This window comes from Zavarzinella sp., from assembly GCA_041399155.1.
GTDB lineage: Bacteria > Planctomycetota > Planctomycetia > Gemmatales > Gemmataceae > JAWKTI01.
Genome location: JAWKTI010000002.1, coordinates 676,584 through 695,873 on the forward strand (window position 1 = coordinate 676,584; position 19,290 = coordinate 695,873).

The window sequence follows — 19,290 nt, forward strand, 5'->3', positions numbered from 1 at the left end:
GCATTTGGTTTATCCACGCTGACGGGTGATTCCAGCCAGTTTCTGAATCGAACAGATATTCACGGTGCCTTCATCCTAAACTGGGCAAAATTTCTACAATAACGCACGATAGGTACAAGTGCGTTGACCTGCACGTGGTGTTGATGTCGGAAGAAAGCACATTATCAGAATCGGCCCCCACAGAAATGGTGCAGCTCGCTCGCACTGTGGGGCAGGTGCTTGTCGGTCAGACCCACCTGGTGCAGCGATTGCTGGTGGCACTGTTAACGCAGGGGCACTTACTTCTGGAAGGTGTCCCAGGTCTGGCAAAAACCCTTGCTGTTCGCACGCTTGCACAGGCGTTAGATCTTCGGTTCCAACGGATTCAGTTTACGCCCGACCTGCTACCCGCCGATATTGTGGGCACGAATATCTATCAGCCGAAAACGGGCGAATTCACCATTAAACGGGGGCCTGTTTTTGCCAATATTATTCTGGCAGATGAAATTAATCGTGCTCCCGCAAAAGTCCAAAGTGCATTGCTGGAAGCAATGCAGGAACGCCAGGTGACGATCGGCGACCAGACTTTTCCGCTGCCAGACCCCTTTCTTGTACTTGCCACGCAGAATCCGATTGAACAGGAAGGGACCTACCCACTGCCGGAAGCCCAGATCGATCGATTTATGATGAAAATTCATCTGGATTACCCCAGCCGTGCCGAAGAAATGCAGATTGTGCAGCGATTGGGCAGCATTCAATCCCCACCTCGGGTGGCAGCGGTACTGAATGCAACGCAGATCCTTGAAAACCAGAATAAGGTCGATGGCATTTTCGTTGATCCCAAAATTGAGCAGTACATCGTGGATATTGTTCAGCACACGAGACCGCACCAGTCAGAGATGGTGCGTAACCTGATTCAATTTGGTGCTTCCCCACGTGCGTCGCTTGCATTGGTGCGTGCCAGTAAAGCGATGGCTTTTCTGCAAGGCAGGAAATATGTCATTCCCCAGGATGTAAAAGATTGTGCTGCCGATGTGCTCCGCCATCGTCTGGTTCTTACGTACGAAGCCCAGGCGGAAGAGCAGACTGCGGACCAGTTGCTGCAAAAAATATTAGATTTTCTGCCGATTCCCTGACGAGTAACCCATGCAACAAGTACTGTTTTATATACCCATTTTCAAAGATTCGTTCCCACCAAATGGAATCCCGATTAACGGCTACGGCTTTATGATGCTGATGGCCTTTCTGGGCACCATCTGGTTGCTTGGCAAATGGTCGAAAGTGACCAAAGATGGCCTCCCCAGCTCTTTTGTCCAGAACCTGATCATCATCATGATGATTTCCGGCTTTGTGGGTGGTCGGATTACCTATTGCCTGCAGTTTGGGGTGCCACTGACTGATATCTACAAGGTCTGGAATGGTGGTCTGGTGCTGTTAGGAGGGGTACTGCTTTCCATTCTTGTCTTTATTGCCCTGTACCAGCTTTACCTGCGGCGACTGGGAGTAAAATTCTGGCGTTTAGCGGATACCGCCGGACCTGTGCTTGCTCTGGGTATTGCCCTGGGAAGGTTGGGCTGCCTGCTGAACGGGTGCTGTTACGGACATGTCGCACCAGACACCTGTCCTGCTATTCAATTTCCGATGTTAAATGCCCCCGCCCGCGATACACTGGTAGAAAAACTGGGCTATCAGACGGTGCTTGGCTTTACGGTCTATCCAGAAGCCCCCAACGAGCCACGATTGATTGTAAAGCACGTGGAACCACTTTCTGAAGCAGGCAAAGCTGGCCTGCAGCCCCGCGACCGGATTGTGAAGATTAATGATGAGGATTTGTCGTTAACAGAGTTTTCTCCCGTGGGCAGACTGGATCAGATTGTGCTGAACTGGCCACGTGGCAAGAAAGAAATGACGCTCGTTGTGGAACGGGATCAGAAAGAGACCACACTGCCGACGTTTATCCCACGGTCGATCCGATTGCATCCCACCCAGTTGTACGAAACGATCAGCATGTTGTTGTTGATGACTTTTTTAATGCTATTTGATCGGTATCGCCGTCACGACGGCCAGGTGTTTACGCTGTTTTTGCTGGGTTACGGTATCCATCGCTTTTTGAATGAAATCCTGCGAAACGATACCCCTGTGGAAGGTTTTTCGATGACTCTTTCACAGAATATTTCTGTGGGGCTGATTCTGCTGGCGATTTCTTTTGAAATTGGCCTGCGAATCATCCACGGGCGAGGTCAGGCAGTGTCTGCTGCAATCCCACCCAATCCCGCGACCAATGCACCCAGTTAATGCGGATTCAGGTACGTTCGTAAAAATTGCCAGGTCGGCGACGCACCAGCCGTAACATTTCCATCGAAAACAGGAGTCTGGTGAGATCTCCCGCAGAGAGTGACAATTCTCTGGAAAGCAGATCGACATGTTTCGGCTCTGTCAAAGTGTCCCAGATCGTTCGATGTTCTGCAGACATTTCCGGAGGTGCTGTACAGACTGGCGTGGGGTTTTCTGAAAACAGTTCCTGCTGTGTGGGGGAGGGGGAATGTTCTGGGAGCGACGCTTTCAGCCCTTGTAAATCCTCAAGCAGATCATCAATTCCGCGGATTAAGCGAGCCCCATCCCGAATCAGTTGCAAAGAACCTTCGTTCTGTGGAATATCCACATTTCCCGGAATTACAAAAACATCTTTGTTCTGTTCCAGTGCGTGGCGTGCGGTAATCAACGCCCCACTGCGTGCGTTACATTCCACGACAACCGTGGCCAGCGATAATCCAGAAATAATGCGGTTACGGGCGTGAAACATCCCCCGCTGTGGGGCAATTGCCATGGGGGTTTCGGAAACCAACGCCCCACTTTGGGCAACTTTTTCTGCCAGATCTTTATGTTCAGGTGGATAGATGCTGGATAAGCCACCTGCCAATACCGCCAGGGTACGTCCATTGGCTTCCAGTGCCCCACGGTGGGCGGCACCATCAATGCCCAAAGCCAGGCCACTCACGACTGTAAATCCCGCTCGAACGAGGCCACTGGCTAATCGGGTGGCCATTCGCACGCCGTATCCCGTGCAGTTACGCGATCCGACAATTGCAATCGCTTTAGAGTCAGTTTCAAGCAATTGCCCACGGTGATACAGGATGCGTGTCGGATCAGGAATCACCCGCAGGGGACTGGGAAAGCCCGCATCGTGCCACCCCACCACGGCAATACCATGTTTGGCCACCAGTGCCAGCTCATCTTCTACTTTCTTTAGCGTGGTATCGCTGCGAATTGCCTTGGCGACCTTCGTTCCCACAAGGGGCACCTGGCACAATTCCGCTTCGGAAGCGTTGAAAATATCTGCGGCGGTACCGAAATGAGCCAGTAAGTTCTCAGTCAACTTCGGCCCCACCCCGGAAACCAGATGGAGACGAAGTTCTGCAACAAATCGTGGGTCAGAGATGTTCAATGTAACAAAATTTATTGAAGAAAGTTAAGTTGTAATGATAGTGGAAAGTTGCGATTCAAGTACCAAGAAGTTGGATTGCGGCCACTTCTATCTTCTGTTTGTCTCTGGTAATTGTTGTTGTCGCCAGAAACTGCTTCGTTCTTTCCGAGTTTGAATCATCGCTGAGTTTTTCTCGTTTAACTGTAATCATTTCATTTTCAGCAGTTTTGCATTCTTCTTCTGATCGAAAATACGTGATGAACAGAATATTTACCTGGCTTTCCAGAATTTTCGAATCGCGGATGCAATAGACTGGCTTGGCCTTCGTCAAAGGTTCTCCAAAACAATTGTCGGCAGCATTGCTACCCAGATCAATCTCATACGCATCGCCGTATTTAACATTTCGAATTGCTTCTGTTAATTCCTCGCTGATTGGATTTTTTTTGTTACCATCCAGTAATTCTTTCATTAGTGCTTCGTCATTGGTCGCAATAGCCAGTCCATTTTTCGGGCAAAAGATAAACGCATCTTTGGAATCAATTTTGTAGTAGACATGTTGCTGATAAGTTATTTTCTGTGCCTGGAGTTGCTCGTATAGAGCACTACTGATTTTGGAACTGCCAAGGATGATGTAGATTTGCCTGGCCGACTTTGTATATATTTCTACTGTTCATACATTTCTTCAACGGGAATCAACAGGTGTGCCGGTGGTCTTGTACCAGTGGGTGGTTTCTTGGAAAGAAAAGAGTTTTCGCGTATTTTGCGGAGATCAGCATATTTGAACTCCACAGTATCCCCGGGTATCCAGTCGAACAGCTGTTCTATTGTGGTAACTGTTGGCTGGGTAGCTACAGGCTGATCTGTTTTCCTATTGTAAATGATGGCTGTTGCAACCACGGCAGCAACCACGACAAGGCCAGTAACAGAAATTAATATTCTTCGAGGGTTCATACTTTAAAAATCCTGCTCTTCATTCATAGAGTTTGATTTGGCAAATCGCTTTTATGGAAGTCGGTAACAACTCACGGATAAAGCAATGCTTTCACAGGCATGAACATCCTGGTGGTAATTGTCTTGTTGCTACTTGTAACATTCGCAGCTTCCAAAAATTGTTGAATCTGCTTTCGTTCCAACTCAGAGATCTTTGAATCAGCCAACATCTCTTTAGCTGGCTGTAATACTTGTTCGAGTCCCTTTTCTGCAGCGGAGAGCATCTCTTTGGCATCATCTTCAGAATCAAAAGTGCTGATTCGTACCATCATGCAAATCTTATCTCCAATGAGAGTACCTTTTAAGGAAGTAGTCAGAGAAAATTCGTTCGCTTTTGGGTCAAGAAATCTCTTTGCACTCAGACCTGTGGACAGCTCAAAAATATCAAACGGCAGTGCGTGAGCAAGTCCAGCCTTCACAACATCAGAAATGGTGGATTTGTTGGGGTTATCGAGTAATTGTTGCATTGTATTCTCGTTTACAGCAAGCACGACTGTACCGTCCGCAGGAAAATGTGCAAATCCAGCATCATTTTTCAACTGGTAGTACATAAAAAAGCCATACTTCACTTCTTTTGGTTGCTGTTTCTTGCAGGATTCTGCATTGATGGCTTTATCGCCCTGAATAATCGTAACATGCCCCACATCACCAGACGATTTTGCTTTCAGCAAACTGTGGGCATTTTCGATGGAAATACCCAACTCCATAGGGATCAGTGCTTGATATTTCTCTAGGAGGACTTTCAGATCCTTGTTTTCGGCGATTCTTTTCAGGCTTGTGTAAAATACTTCACATGTTTCCGTTGGCATCCAGTGGGTAACATCAATCTCGCCCGGGAGTAGTTTTTTTTCTTCGCTGTAAGCAGGAATGTTTGAGCAGATTACAAAAAATATTGTGGCAGAAACGATTTTCAAAGTAGTAGTAAGAAATCCTTTCACTGGAAACTCCGCTCCGCTGGAATTCTTGTAATGTTCTTAACTCACTGTTGGTAAGTCAAGTCAGGTAAATGCTCCACCACAAATGACAGCCCTATCGGAATATACCCAATGCTGGGCTATCGTACGGGATGCTTACTGAGAAAGTAACTGTGGTGCCACTCCTGGAAATCGAGGCACTCTCCGCCATTTCACGTTTTTGTTTGTCGGGCTCGCCTGCTCCAAGTCCTTTCTTTTCTTTTTCCATATTTTCTTCACCTTCTTTTACAGCAGCAGAAGCTTCTTCGGTTGTTGTAAAATTCGTGATAAACTTGAGTTTTGCCGAACTGCTCGAAAATTCGATTGCCATAATGTTAAACGTAGTGTTTCTTGTCCCTTTCATAGGACTTAATACCTTTGCATAATGGCCAACTGCTATTTGATAACTGTCACAGCCACTAATCTCATCAAATGCTTCTTTTAAGTCTTCCGGGATTGTCACTTCGGATCCTTTATCCATTAATTGTTTCAGTGTGCCTTCATTAGAAGCAACTACGCCAAATCCAGTTTTCGGGAAGTAAGCATAACCACCACCTGCATTTAATCGAAAGTATGTAAGGTCATTGTGCTTTATTTCAGTAGCCTTATCTTTTTTGCAAGCTTCCCCACTGAGATTACTGCTTCCCTTTAGAATCACTAACTTGCCAACACTATTCCTACAACCTACTTCATAAACTTCATCAATATCTTCTTCTTTCACGCCAAGACCTGGCGGCAAATCTTCAAACTTCTCCTTGTTTTTTATTGCATCAATGCCGCGGATTTTCTTTAAGTTCGTGTAGTTAACGCTTTCTGTTTCCAATGGCATCCAGCGGGTGATTTCGCTGCCGGGGCCGCCACCGGAGAAGAACAGATAATAGGCCAGAAAAGCCATTCCGCCCAGTAGCAGTACTCCACCCACTGCACCACCAATCAGGACGAGCGGGTTCAGGCCGCCTTTTTTTCTTGTTTTGGATTTATTCTTTGATTTTCCACGTGGGCGGTCATCATCTTCAAAGTCGTCGTCATCGTCGTACGCTGCCCGCCCTTTTTTTCCACGTGGGCGGTCATCATCTTCAAAGTCGTCGTCATCGTCGTACGCTGCCCGCCCTTTTTTCTTTCGTGGGCGATCATCCTCATCATCTTCATCTGCTGCCGCGCGACTTGATTTCTTCCGCCGTGGGCGGTCGTCTTCATCATCTTCGTCTTCATCCCGCGAACGCTTTTTGCTGGGCCGATCATCATCCGACTTGCTGCCGAAATTGAACTGCGATGCTGCCTCAGAAGGTTTTTTCTTCTTTTTGGGTGCAGGCTCATCGTCGTCGATTAATTCAGGCTCCATGATCTCGTCGTCGTCCACCATTTCCGGTTCGAAAACATCTTCTTCCACGGGTTTTCGTGGCTTCGGTGCTGGTGCTGGTTTTGTTTGTGCAGCCAATTCCTCTTCCGAGGGAGAATCGTGTTCCGTCACAATAATCGTTTTGCAGGCTGGGCAGGTAATTCGCCTGCCTGCGGGCACAACCGCGTTCGATTTTAACTTTGCGGAACAATTTGGACAAACGACAACGTATGGCATGATTTCTCCCCCAAGGCAGTTGCGAGAACAAGCGGTTATTATGAGGTGTTTCGCTCGAAAATGCAAATCATTCCAGTACTCGTCAAATTCTCATTTAATTTTCATACTTATCATCGCAACACTTTTCGTGGGTGGCACTTCGTATCTTAAATTGCACTGGATTCAGGAGTGCTGGGCAATGTTACATTTTGCGGAAGGATCGTCGGAAACCGTTATTGATCAGGAACTTACAGAAAATTTACTCCAACAGATGCTGGGGAATCTGCAACGCAGCAAACCCTTGAAGCGTGTGCTGTTGATCCCACCTGATATTACCCGGTGGCATTCCGGTGCCGGCCCACTGACGGTGCGGTTATTTGAATTATTGCACGGTAGTGCAGATGTTTTTGTGTTGCCAGCACTCGGCACTCATGAAGAAATGAACGAGGAAGAGCGGCACCGCATGTTCCCTGGGATTCCCGACGATCGATTCCGTGTGCACCACTGGCGGAACAATGTGGATCCACTCGGTGAAATCCCACCGGAGCGGGTGCGGGAACTTTCGGAAAACAAACTGCATTTTTCTGCGCAAGTCCTTCTCAGTAAAGTAATTACGCAAGAACCGTGGGATGCCATTATTTCCATTGGACAACTGGTGCCCCACGAAGTGATCGGCATCGCCAACCACAATAAGAACATTTTTGTGGGATGTGGTGGAAAAGACCTGATCAACAAATCCCACTGGTTGGGTGCGGTCTATGGCATGGAACGGATCATGGGGCGAGCACGCACGCCGGTGCGGGATATGCTGAACGATGCTTCCCGCCGATTTGCGACCAATCTGCCTATCCATTATCTGCTGACGGTGCGAGGACGTGATGTACTGGGCAAGATTGTTACTCGCGGGTTATTCGCTGGCGACGATGAAGAATGCTACCTCCGCGGTGCGGAATTGGCACGCGAAGTGAACATCAATTATCTGGAGCGAGAGCCCCACAAAGTGGTGGTTTATCTGGAACCGGAAGAGTTTAAATCGACCTGGCTGGGGAATAAGGCTGTCTATCGCACGCGGATGGCAATTGCAGATGAGGGAGAGCTCATTATTCTGGCACCCGGTGTGCGGATGTTTGGTGAAGATGCGGAAATTGATCGTCTGATTCGGCAGTTTGGCTACCGTGGCACCTCCACCACATTGGAAGCAGTGGAATCGCATCCGGAATTGGCAGAAAATTTGTCTGCCGCCGCCCACCTGATTCATGGTTCCAGCGAAGGGCGATTCCGTGTTACCTACTGTCCTGGATATCTAACAGAAGATGAAATACGTGGCGTGGGGTTCAATTATCTGGATCTGGCCACAGCGATGGCACAATATCCCCCCACGGAGTTGAAGGATGGTTGGAACAGCTGGCGGGGAGAGGAAATTTTCTTTGTTTCTAACCCAGGCCTCGGTTTGTGGGGCACCAAAGCCCGTTTTGGTGCCTAACAATCTGTTTTATATCACATTATTTATATTTTAAATAGATTATATTACAATTTGATTGTGTCGTTCGGCACAATCCGTTCGATTGTATCGCCCCACTGACTAGAAAAATCCAAAGTTCTTTCCTTTTTTGCCTTAATTACCCAGCTTCGCCAATGTAAACTAGGAAAATCACTCTCATTAGAACTGTAACATCATGAGTCGTAACCAAAATACCAGCGTGCGGTTTCGCCTGCTGATGCTGCTGATCACTGCACTGACTGCCAATATTCTGATCCTGATCTTTTCGTGGTATTTTTCACTGCGTTTTCGTGTCAGCGGTCCCATTTCACAGGACAGTGAAGCAGCCCGAAAATTACTGGCAGATTCACAGCCAACTTCTCTGTACATTTCAGAAGCGTACATTCTGATCAGTGAAATGGAATTAGCCACCGACCAAAGCTTTGTGCGTAAGGAAATCGAAAAATTAAAAGATTATGAGGCAGCGTACACGGAAGCACGCAATTACTGGCTGCAGGCTATCCCAGACAGCCCCAAGCGGGAAATCATCAAGAAAGAACTGCACGAACCTGCAAAAGAATTTTTCAGGTTGGCACGTGAAGAATATGTCCCACTGGTATTGAAAGGTGGGGAGGATCGAGCCAAGGCCACGACATTGTTTCGTGAAAAGATGCGGCCCGAATTTGTTGCACATCGCGTTGCAGTAGATGAGATGGTGCGTCAAGCAACTGCAACTGCTGAAGAACTAAAGGAAAACGCTGCTGATAATAGCACCAACTGGCTGATTGCAATGGCGATTGTAAATGCTGCTGTGATTATTGCCATTCTATATGCAGGTATGGTGACAACTCGTCGCATTGTTCAACCGATTACACAACTGATCAATGCTGTCAACACAATGGCCCGAGGTGATGCCGATCTGACGGCACGCGTCGAAGTCAAATCGAATGATGAAATCGGCCAGTTGGGCACTGCGATCAATGACTTGATTATGAAAATACAGGGGATCGTTGTCAGCATTCGTGAATCGTGCGTGAAATTGTTGTCGACTTCGTCCCAGATCAATTCCACTGCTAAAAAGCAGGAATCAACGGTCCATCAACTGGGCAGTTCCACCACCCAGATCGCCGCAGCGGTGCGGGAAATTTCCGCCACCTCAATAGATCTGTCTGGCACGATGGATGATGTTTCAGACCGAGCGAATCATGCTGCGATGCTGGCAAATACCGGCAGAAATCAGTTGGGCACTATGGAGCGAACGATGCACCAACTAGTGGACTCGACTTCCACAATTTCTTCCAAATTGTCATTGATTCGGGAAAAAGCCGACAACATTAATGTGGTAGTCACCACCATCACCAAAGTGGCAGACCAGACGAACCTGCTGTCGATTAACGCTGCAATTGAAGCGGAAAAAGCGGGGGATTACGGACGAGGTTTTCTGGTAGTGGCACGTGAAATCCGTCGCCTGGCAGATCAGACAGCCGTGGCTACCTTGGATATCGAAAATATAGTCCGCCACATGCAGGATGCCGTATCTGCTGGTGTGATGCAGATGGATCAGTTCAGCGACGAAGTTCAAAGTGGCGTCGGTAAGGTGGGCCAGATTAACCAGCAAACCACCGAAATTATTGATGAAGTTCGCGTGCTGTCCGAACGGTTCAAAACGATTACCGAGGGGATGAAAAACCAGACGATCGGTGCTCAGCAGATCAGTGAGGCAATGGTCACCGTCTCTGGTGGGGCGAAAGATACCTCCCACTCACTGGTTCAGTTTCAGCAATCGACGGAAGAATTGCGACACGCCATTGAGATGCTTAATCAGGAAATTGGCCAATTCAAGGTCTAAGTAGGATCAGCCATGCTGGTGGTAACTTTTCAAATCGGCGAGCATCGAATTGCCATGGACATTCGTCAGATTGTTCAGGTAATCCCGTGTATTCCCGTACGACCGGTCGCTTTTTCCGCCACGTGGCAGACAGGTGTGATTATTTTTCGAGGCAATGTCATTCCCATTGTCGATCTGGCACTGGTTTTTGGCGTGGAAAGTTGCCCTTCACGACTGTCGACTCGAATTATTCTCGTGGAAACAGACCACCTGGGCCGTTCTATGATCGTGGGCCTGTTGGCGGCACAGGTTTCTGATGTCACATCGATGGAAGAAAGCCATGCGAAGCATTTTAAGGAGTTGCCAACCGATGCTGGTACGCAGCCCAGTCTTGGGAAGGTCATTCTGGATGATGTGGGGATTCTCAATCTTGCCCATGTGAACCAACTGCTGTCCACCGCAATGCGGGATCAACTGTCTCGCTTTCAGGAGGTCGCATGAGCAGCACCAACAACAGCATTCATGAATTATTAATCAATCGACTGGGACTGAATCCCGAAGCACTTGGTGAGCACGCCATCACCCAACGGGTGGGGGAATTGCTGCAGCAATATCAGGTTGAAGACGAGCCCCAGTTGGTGCGTCACTTTCGTGAGCATCCCAACGAATTCATGAGATTTGTGGATAGCATTCTGGTCCCTGAATCGTGGTTTTTTCGGCAGAAAGCTGTTTTCGACCATTTTGCCCAATTTGTCACCAAAAAGATACACGAATTACATCCTGCCCGCCCGTATCGAATTCTTTCCGCAGGTTGCAGCAGTGGGGAAGAACCCTACTCCATTGCCATCAGTCTCTTGCGTGCAGGGATCACGGGAGATCACTTCCAGGTCTTAGGCATCGATCTGAGTGCGTCCAGTATCCTTACTGCTCAGCGTGCCACCTACGGTGATTTTGCTTTTCGGGAAACCACCCCTGATGTCAAGGACATGTATTTTACGCAATTGGATAGCCACCATTGGCAATTGCGACCTGCCGTGCAGAAATTGGTGCATTTCCGCCAGACCAGCCTACTCGACCCGTTGTTTCTGGGCGATGAATCTCATTTTGATGCGATTTTCTGTCGAAATGTGCTTATCTATCTTACTCAGAAAGCACGTCGTGAAGCAGCAAAACACCTGTATGACCATTTGAAAGACGGTGGCCTCCTGATCGTTGGTCAGGCGGAATCGAATGAACTGAAGACCTTTTCGTGGGCACCCAGCGATGGCAATCGATTAGGAATTTTTCAGAAATCGGGTTCAAGCACTTCATCATCCACAGTCAAACCTGTGGAATCAGCGCAAGTGCCTGCTGAAGAGGCATTTCGGTCAACAAAGCCCTCATCCTACGGTAGTAGTCAGGCAGTGCGACGTTCGGCAATCCAGCGCAGGCTGAGTTCCAGATCTTTGGAAGTGCTGGAGAACCACGATCCCACGGATGCACCCAGTGATTGCTGGAACTCGATTGGCGTGTGGGGAAATCAGCAATGCCCCCGCCTGGTGCAGGAAATTCACTGCCAGAATTGTTCCGTATATGTGAAGGCGGGCCGCACCTTTCTGTCTGGCAGACCACCTGCAGGCTATTTGCAGGAATGGTCGGAACGACTTTCCCAACCAGCCACTGAAGAAACTGAAGCACTGGAAAGCATTCTCATTTTTCGGCTGAGAAGCGAATGGTTGGGCTGGCCGGTACGCAGTCTGGTGGAAATTACTACGCCGAAGCCATTCCACCGCATTCCACACCGTGGGGGGATTTTAGAAGGCTTGCTGAATATTCGCGGGGAATTGCACCTGACCGTGCGTATGGAAGAATTACTGGGATTGGCTGGTAACTCGAGAGAAACCCACATTACAGGCAGTAGTCGATTGATTGTTACTGGCCGAAAACCGGAAGAATACTGGGCTTTTCTGGCTGATGAAATTGATCGGGTGTGGCGATTTCCAAAATCAGTCCTGAGTTCCCTTCCACTGACTGTTGGTCAGCGTGGAGCCAGATTTACCAAAGGTGTCTTGCATTGGGATCAACGAAGTGCCGGGCTACTCGATGAGGACAGAGTTTTTGAAGCTCTGAGTACAGCAATCCAATGAGTGCAGAAAATCCATTGCTGGAGTTATTTCGCGAAGAGTTGCAGGCAGCATCACAGGTGCTGCTCGACGGAATTGATACGCCACCCGAGCGGCAGGATACCACTTTTCAGAATCAGGTTGATCAAGCACTTGCCACGATTATTGGTGGGTCAAAGATTGTCGGTTTCCATGCAATTGCTGATAGTTGCCGACTGATCCAGTCTCACGTGGGAAACTGGCAGCAATTATTCCGCATGCCAGAACAACAATCACTTCTGTATGAAGTGCTGAATACCCTGCGTGGGCTTGCAGATCGCGACGATGATGGCCTCCAGATCTGGCACGATCAGGCGGGGGATTGGTTGCGTGAAATAGAAAATCGTTTCCAGGTGCTGAAAAGCACGCCTGTAGAACCAATACCACCCATTAGCGAAACACAAACCAGTAAACCAGTACCCGAAATAGTAGCCGAAGTTTCACCCGCGGTGCAGATTCCAACTCATGCACCCAGCGATTTTGTACCGGATACAATCGACTGCCAGTCCAACCTGTTTCACATTTTTCAGGATGAAGTGGCTCTCCACACTAATCAGTTGGCTGATGGTATTTTGCTGCTGGAAAATGAACCAGACAATGGAAAACTGATCGAACCGCTGATGCGGGCTGCCCACTCTTTAAAGGGTGCGGCTCGAATCGTGAATCTCAGTCTGGCTGTTGACCTGTCCCACCATATGGAAGATTTGCTGGTGGCTGCTGGTGCCCGCAAGGTGCGACTGGATTCCAATGCCATTGATTCGTTGTTGGAAGCGACCGATCTATTGTCCAGCATGGCAACGATCACGCCCACATCTGCGGTTGGCTGGCAAATGGAATCTGTTGCGAAAGTTCGCCAACTGGAAGCGGATTTTGCCGCCAGGATCGCTGGAAAACCTCTCCCAGTTCCCACAGCCCCTGAATCTTCTGCTCCAAATTCTGCGGAAATTATTCCCCAGCAGGAAGTTGCGCTCAGCCCACCGGTGGTTGCGCCATCATCAGTTTCCCCACCGCATGTGGGAGAGATTCGACCCACAGAAAATGAAAAACAGGCACCAAAAGTGCACATTCCGGAAGCAGCAATTCGCATTTCTTCTGCCAGTTTGAGCCGGCTGATGTCCCTGGCAGGGGAATCATTGGTGCATGCACGCTGGCTGCAGCCGTTTTCTTCAGCACTAAACAAACTTCGCTTGCAGCAGGAAATTCTTTCGAACCAGCTGGACGAATTTTTCCACCGGTTTTCCAGTGGGGAACAAAGCTTGCAGTTGCAGGTTCTGGGGCAGGAATGTCGGAACGAACTGGCAAGAAATCGCATGAATCTGGGTTTGAGGATCAGGGAGTTCGAAGATCATGCATCTGCTGCAGATGATCTCAATAGTCGCCTGTATCGGGAAGTAATTTCGAGCCGGATGCGACCATTTGGTGATGGTGTCCACGCTTTCCCACGTCTGGTGCGGGACATGTGCAAAAAGCTGGGTAAACTGGTCGATCTGGAAATCCGTGGGCATGCAACGCCGGTGGATCGTGATATTCTGGAACAACTGGAAGCCCCACTGACGCACATGTTGCGGAATGCGATGGATCACGGGATGGAAACGCCCGATGTGCGGGAAGAAAAAGGGAAATCGCCCCGAGGCCGGATCCTGCTTGATGCCCACCACCGTGCAGGTTTGCTGCAAATTACCCTTGCAGATGATGGGCCAGGAATCGATACCCGCAAAGTTTCTGAGAAAATTGTCCGGCAGGGGATGGTAACTCAGCAGATGGCAGCGGAGATGACTGAACAGGAACTACTGGAGTTCCTGTTTCTGCCAGGTTTTTCCACCGCCAGTGCCGTTTCCGAATATTCCGGACGTGGTGTGGGGCTGGATGTTGTCCGCGATATGGTGCGGAAAGTGGGCGGCACCCTGCGACTATCCAGCAATGTGGGCCGTGGGACTACTTTTCACCTGCAACTGCCAATTACCTTGTCCGTGGTTCGAGCGGTGCTGGTGATTATTGCCGGTGAGCCGTACGCATTCCCGCACAATCGGATTGATCGTTTGGTCAGATTGCCGATCAGCGAAGTGCGGGTTGTAGAGGGGGCACAATATGCAGTCATTGATGGTAAAAATATCGGGTTGATACCTGCGGCACAAATTCTGGCCCTTTCAACACCCCCACGTTACCCGGAATTGTTGTCTGTGGTCTTGATCAGCGACTTATCAGGTCAATACGGCCTGGTGGTGGACGCCTTTACCGGCGAACAGGACTTAGTGGTGCGTCCACTCGACTCCCGACTGGGCAGGGTCCCCAACATCAATTCCGCAGCGATTCTGGACGATGGTTCCCCTATTTTAATCGCAGACATAGAAGATATGATTCGTTCCGCGCAAGAAGCCCTGAACTCTGCAACAACTGCGTCCGTCAACATACCCATTAACTCTCACAGGTCCAATGTGGGCAGAACGCGGGTTCTGGTGATTGAAGATTCCGTGACCGTGCGTGAAGTGGAAAAACAAATGCTGCAGGAACTGGACCTGGATGTCAGTCTGGCGGTGGATGGGCAGGACGGCTGGAATCGATTGCAATCCAGCGACTATGATTTAGTAATCTCTGACGTGGATATGCCACGAATGAACGGCTTCGAAGTGGTTCAGTTAATGCGTAATGACCCACGCCTGAAAAAAATGCCGGTAATTATGGTTTCCTACAAAGACCGCCCGGAAGATCGCCAGCGTGGGGCCGATCTCGACGTAGATTATTACCTCACCAAAAGTAGTTTTCATGATAAATCGTTCATTAATGCAGTTCGAGACATTTTGCGTCGATAAATCTGTAAACTTTTTAGACCAGCACTTCCTGTAGCAGCTGCTTCCCTCTCGCATATGCTTCTGGTGTAAAATGAATGGATCGCCTGTGTTTGGAAGAGTAGTATTTCTGTATGCGTGTTGCGATTGTTGACGATTTATCGCTCGGCCGCGATGTCCTGAAGCGGGCCGTTTCCAGTATGAATGGGTGCTCGCTTGCATGGATGGCAAGCGATGGAAACACCGCTATGCGCATGCTCCAAACCGATCCGCCTGATGTTATTCTGCTGGAACTGATGCTGGCGGGTGTCGATGGCATCGAGTTAGTGAAAAAAATCAAGCTTCAATCCCACGCGATTGTGCTGATCGTCACGTCCAGTTTATCCAGTAATTTCCAGAAAGTGACCGAAGCACTTGCGGCAGGTGCTCAGGATGCCGTCAACCGCCCTCGTTTGTCGCCCACCGGCGAACTTGTTGATACCGATGGCTTGAAACAACGATTGCAGAAGATAGCAATTACTGGAAAGCCTGCTGAAACGGTGCTGTTGACCAACACGCCACCTTTCGGAAATGCATTCGGAAAGCGGTTTCCAGGGCATCCACCCTTGTTGGCAATCGGTGCATCGACGGGTGGGCCACAGGCTCTGCAGACAATTCTGCGAAATCTTCCCCCACTGCTGGGGATGCCGGTGGTAGTGGCACTGCATATTGCTCCCGATTTTGTGCACAGCCTTGTGGAAACCCTGCGATCTGTTTCTGTACTGCCGGTAACTCTTGCAGAAAGTGGAAAACCCGTAGAACCTAATGTAGTGTATGTTGCTCATTCAGATGAACACCTGAATGTTGATGCCAACGGGCGATTTTATTATTCCCCACAGCCCAAAGATTACGCCTATCGGCCGTCGATCAACGAGTTATTTACCAGTCTGGCAACCAATTGGACCGGGCTGGGGATTGGTGTGCTGCTGACAGGTATGGGGCGAGATGGTGCAGATGGCTTGTTGAAACTCCGTAAAGCGGGCTGGCATACGATCACGCAGGATAAAACGTCCAGTGTGGTATATGGAATGCCCCAGGCGGCAGCAGAAATTCAGGCAGCACGTGAAATTTTGGCCTTGAACGATATTCCACTGGCAATCCAATCGGCACGCACCCGGCTTATTCCGGCTTCCAACTCTTCACAAGGGTAATTTCATTACCTTTGCTGTTGTAGCGTGCATCATCCATGAAGGCCCGCATCAGCAGAATCCCACGTCCACTGCATTTTTCCAGATTACTTGGATCGGTGGGGTCGGGCAGTTTGCTGACATCAAAACCTGGCCCTTCATCCCGAATGATGAACGTGGCTGATTTTCGCGATACGCGTGCAGTAATAAAAATCCTTCTATCTTTGTACGGGGCGGTTCGCATCCGCCTGGCACCTTCTTCCCGCCATGCAGTACCGTCACCTTCCCGCAATTCCGATTTGAGCTCTAAGTTCCCATGGTGTAAGGCGTTATCGAGACATTCTGTTAACGCAATTCCCATTCGTGTAATCGTTTTATCATCGGTGAAACGTAAACCAGCAAGTAAATCACCAACATAACTTATAAATGCAGGGATCAAGTGGGTTTCGTTGCCAATGACAAAAAGGTTTTCGTACTGCTGGCAGCACGCCATTAGTTGCTGGTGGCGTCGATCGAGTCGACTGGAACCCACAATCGACTGAATAGTGGGGGGTAAATCGATATCCAGCCGGCGTTTGGGAATATAGCTGACTGCACCCTTCCGCAGGGCATCGACGGCAATATCTTCATTCCCCTGACTTGTCATTAGAATGGGTGGTAATTTGGGATATTGCCGCGAAACTTCCTCAATCAGATCCATCCCACTGATACCGGGAAGGTTCATGTCGGTAAGCAACAGATCAGGCAGCTCTTTCGCAAGCAGTTCCAGGCCGATTTCTGCAGTTTCTGCAAGTCTGACCGTGTGGCCCAATGTTTCTAACTGCTGCTGTATGCTGGCTGCCTGCGTGGGGCTGTCTTCCACAACGAGAATGTTGGCCATCCGATTCACCGTTCCCAAATAGATGATATATCGACAGTTGATCAATCAAAATATTATACGTGAGTTTTTCACCAGGCGTTCATTTATTTGCCAGGAATCTGCCATTGTTCATTCATCAGGCCGTTCAACAAAACTTCCCCACCAGTGGCATCATTTGCAGTGGGTTTTGGAAAAAATACGGCATAATCACCCAACCTTGGGTAAAGCAGGGCGTTCGTGCCTTTAAAATCAGCCTCGTGGAATGTATGCCCACTGTTGAGAACAATGTAACTGCTTTTCGTTTCCGGATTAGGATAGATCATCATTGGTAAGTGACTACTATCGAAGGACTTACCAGCAATTTTGATGCCTTTTTCATCCCACTGGAGCTGGGGGTTGGCAAATTTTCTAATCCAGCTGTTGGAACCCGGATCGCCAAACAAAATCAAGTTCGGTTGCTGTTCTAATAATTTCTCCGTCAGTTCGTTATCCTTGACTACCGGAAGTTCGCCCCGCATCCATTTTTTCCATTCTTTCTGGAATCGATCCAATTGCGCCATCGCCGCACGGTGGGCCGTTTCGTTGAGTGGTTTGCCGGTACCAATCACGCACAGAAACTTGCTGGTGAAGGCATCGTCAATCGGGCCCTGCAATCCTGCCCTTTTACCAGTGGGTAATTTCTGCACCTGTTGCCACTTCTCACCAGTTTTCTGGAAACAAAGTAACCCCGGTTCGATTTGCAGTTTCTGACCATTAATTGCAAGGTTTACCACCCCCACCTTGGTGGGGAAATTCAGCATAAATGCGGCGACATTCTGCACTTGTACGTTGATCTGGTTTTCTGTCAATTCAGCATCCACTTGAGCTTTCTGGTAATGTTTTTCCAACCGCATCAGCGTGATCCACTCGGCGTGGGGATATTTCAGCGTGTAGGTAACAAACTGGACCTTCTTAGGCAGTAGTTCGCGTCCTTTAGAGATAAATGGTGCCATTTCCGTGCGTGCTTTTGCCACCCATTCCGGTGGAAACTTATGCTCTAACCCAGGCCCAATAAGGTGCGTCATGCCCGGGATCTTCTTTTTCGTCAGAATTTCTTCAATATTCACTGCCGCCTGACGCTGCTTGTCGATTTCCCCACTGTAGGCAACGATTGGGATCAGCCGCACATTTTCGGCGTAGTTTACCGCATCATAGATTCGCAGCGTTTCTTCCTGTGGATATGGCAACTCGGCGGGCAAATTGCCAATGTAGCCGTGCGTCGAAGTAAAGCCCGCGCCCGGCTGCATCACACAGAATTTGCTGGGGTGATGCAAGCCAAGGTGCCACGTTCCTGCACCGCCCATTGAAAACCCTTTGATGACGGTTTTCTTGCGATTGATCACCCTGCGTTGCGATAACGCTTCCGTGGCTAGAAAATGCTCAAATGCTTCAAAAACATCGGTTTCACCAGCCCACCGAAAGGCATTGTTGCCACGTCCATGGATGTGCAGCTCGATATAGTCTTGATTCGCAGGTGCGGGTTTGTTCCCGATATGATTGAACAACGTTTTCGTTTCGGTGATACTGCCATCGCGGCCATGCAGAAAAATTTCTACATGCCACTCTTTTTTGGCAGTGGGGTAACCTTTCGGATAGGTCACTCCATATGGCTGCACCGATTTATCGATCTGCGACGTGTACCCACGGGCAACTTTCTCACCTTTGGGAATCAGCCACGCTGCCGAAGATGTCTTTCCGTATTCCTCACAACGCTGAATTCCCGCATCCAGCACGGCCAGAAGTTGTTTACCCGCATCTTTGACCAAAAATTCTTTGTAAGTAGTTTGCCATTCACTGGCTTTGGCAAAAATTTCCAGATCAGCCAGTAAAACTTCAGGCACGGTGGGGCGAAGTTTGTCGATCTGATCACGCAGAATTTTGGTTTTTTGGGCAATCTGAGCAAGTTGGGCAGCATCAGGTGGGGCAATCGGCCCTTTTTTCGCCTGTGCGAATAACGAAATTTGAACCAGGAACAGGGTTACCAACGCCAGGATTCGCATAAGAAGAGGTTCCTTCACTCCACTGGTAGTGTGAGTAGTTGTTTCATTCCCTACAATATGCCAAATATGAAAACCTTCCAAGGAGAGAAG

15 protein-coding genes are annotated in these 19,290 nt (G+C 49.0%); 8 read left to right on the forward strand and 7 right to left on the reverse strand.

The window, feature by feature from the left end; genetic code table 11:
• Positions 1-143 precede the first annotated feature (143 nt).
• The gene (locus tag R3B84_12805) at positions 144-1,115 is read left to right on the forward strand and encodes a MoxR family ATPase (GenBank protein MEZ6141444.1); all 972 of its coding nucleotides are present in this window, start codon (positions 144-146) and stop codon (positions 1,113-1,115) included.
• 10 nt (positions 1,116-1,125) lie between these two features.
• Positions 1,126-2,274, forward strand: a complete 1,149-nt coding sequence (locus R3B84_12810; GenBank protein MEZ6141445.1) for a prolipoprotein diacylglyceryl transferase — start codon at positions 1,126-1,128, stop codon at positions 2,272-2,274.
• A 7-nt stretch (positions 2,275-2,281) separates the two neighbouring features.
• Here the strand turns inward: R3B84_12810 and dprA are convergent, their stop codons facing one another.
• The 5 genes from dprA to R3B84_12835 form a co-directional block, all read right to left on the reverse strand.
• Complete coding sequence (dprA, locus tag R3B84_12815; protein MEZ6141446.1) at positions 2,282-3,367, reverse strand: DNA-processing protein DprA; 1,086 nt, start codon at positions 3,365-3,367, stop codon at positions 2,282-2,284.
• A 112-nt stretch (positions 3,368-3,479) separates the two neighbouring features.
• Positions 3,480-3,872 (reverse strand): hypothetical protein, encoded by a 393-nt coding sequence (locus tag R3B84_12820; GenBank protein MEZ6141447.1) that lies wholly within the window; start codon positions 3,870-3,872, stop codon positions 3,480-3,482.
• Positions 3,873-4,066: 194 nt separating this feature from the next.
• Entirely contained in the window at positions 4,067-4,354 is a 288-nt protein-coding gene (locus R3B84_12825; protein MEZ6141448.1) for a hypothetical protein, read from the reverse strand.
• A gap of 71 nt (positions 4,355-4,425) precedes the next feature.
• Positions 4,426-5,307 carry a hypothetical protein gene (locus tag R3B84_12830; GenBank protein ID MEZ6141449.1) on the reverse strand — a complete coding sequence of 294 codons (882 nt, stop codon included), beginning with the start codon at positions 5,305-5,307 and terminating at the stop codon, positions 4,426-4,428.
• Positions 5,308-5,422: 115 nt separating this feature from the next.
• The gene (locus R3B84_12835) at positions 5,423-6,922 is read right to left on the reverse strand and encodes a hypothetical protein (protein MEZ6141450.1); all 1,500 of its coding nucleotides are present in this window, start codon (positions 6,920-6,922) and stop codon (positions 5,423-5,425) included.
• 178 nt (positions 6,923-7,100) lie between these two features.
• On the opposite strand from R3B84_12835, the gene R3B84_12840 reads away from it, so the two are divergent.
• The 6 genes from R3B84_12840 to R3B84_12865 all read left to right on the forward strand — a co-directional run bounded on the left by R3B84_12840 (position 7,101) and on the right by R3B84_12865 (position 16,326).
• Positions 7,101-8,384 carry a lactate racemase domain-containing protein gene (locus R3B84_12840; protein ID MEZ6141451.1) on the forward strand — a complete coding sequence of 428 codons (1,284 nt, stop codon included), beginning with the start codon at positions 7,101-7,103 and terminating at the stop codon, positions 8,382-8,384.
• A gap of 193 nt (positions 8,385-8,577) precedes the next feature.
• A complete protein-coding gene (locus tag R3B84_12845) occupies positions 8,578-10,230 on the forward strand; it encodes a methyl-accepting chemotaxis protein (protein MEZ6141452.1) in 1,653 nt (550 codons plus the stop codon).
• Positions 10,231-10,242: 12 nt separating this feature from the next.
• Positions 10,243-10,710, forward strand: coding sequence for a chemotaxis protein CheW (locus tag R3B84_12850; GenBank protein MEZ6141453.1), 468 nt, complete (start codon positions 10,243-10,245; stop codon positions 10,708-10,710).
• Positions 10,707-12,335: a CheR family methyltransferase gene (locus R3B84_12855; GenBank protein MEZ6141454.1), complete on the forward strand. Its 1,629-nt coding sequence runs from the start codon at positions 10,707-10,709 to the stop codon at positions 12,333-12,335. The genes R3B84_12850 and R3B84_12855 overlap by 4 nt, the downstream gene beginning before the upstream one ends.
• Positions 12,332-15,160 (forward strand): hybrid sensor histidine kinase/response regulator, encoded by a 2,829-nt coding sequence (locus R3B84_12860; GenBank protein MEZ6141455.1) that lies wholly within the window; start codon positions 12,332-12,334, stop codon positions 15,158-15,160. Before R3B84_12855 ends, R3B84_12860 begins: the two co-directional genes overlap by 4 nt.
• A gap of 110 nt (positions 15,161-15,270) precedes the next feature.
• Complete coding sequence (locus R3B84_12865; protein ID MEZ6141456.1) at positions 15,271-16,326, forward strand: chemotaxis protein CheB; 1,056 nt, start codon at positions 15,271-15,273, stop codon at positions 16,324-16,326.
• On the opposite strand, the gene R3B84_12870 is transcribed toward R3B84_12865, so the two are convergent.
• Both R3B84_12870 and R3B84_12875 read right to left on the reverse strand, forming a co-directional pair.
• Positions 16,295-17,182 carry a response regulator gene (locus R3B84_12870; protein ID MEZ6141457.1) on the reverse strand — a complete coding sequence of 296 codons (888 nt, stop codon included), beginning with the start codon at positions 17,180-17,182 and terminating at the stop codon, positions 16,295-16,297. The genes R3B84_12865 and R3B84_12870 overlap by 32 nt on opposite strands.
• Before the next feature lie 83 nt (positions 17,183-17,265).
• Positions 17,266-19,200, reverse strand: coding sequence for an alpha/beta hydrolase-fold protein (locus R3B84_12875; protein ID MEZ6141458.1), 1,935 nt, complete (start codon positions 19,198-19,200; stop codon positions 17,266-17,268).
• Between the last annotated feature and the right edge of the window lie 90 nt (positions 19,201-19,290).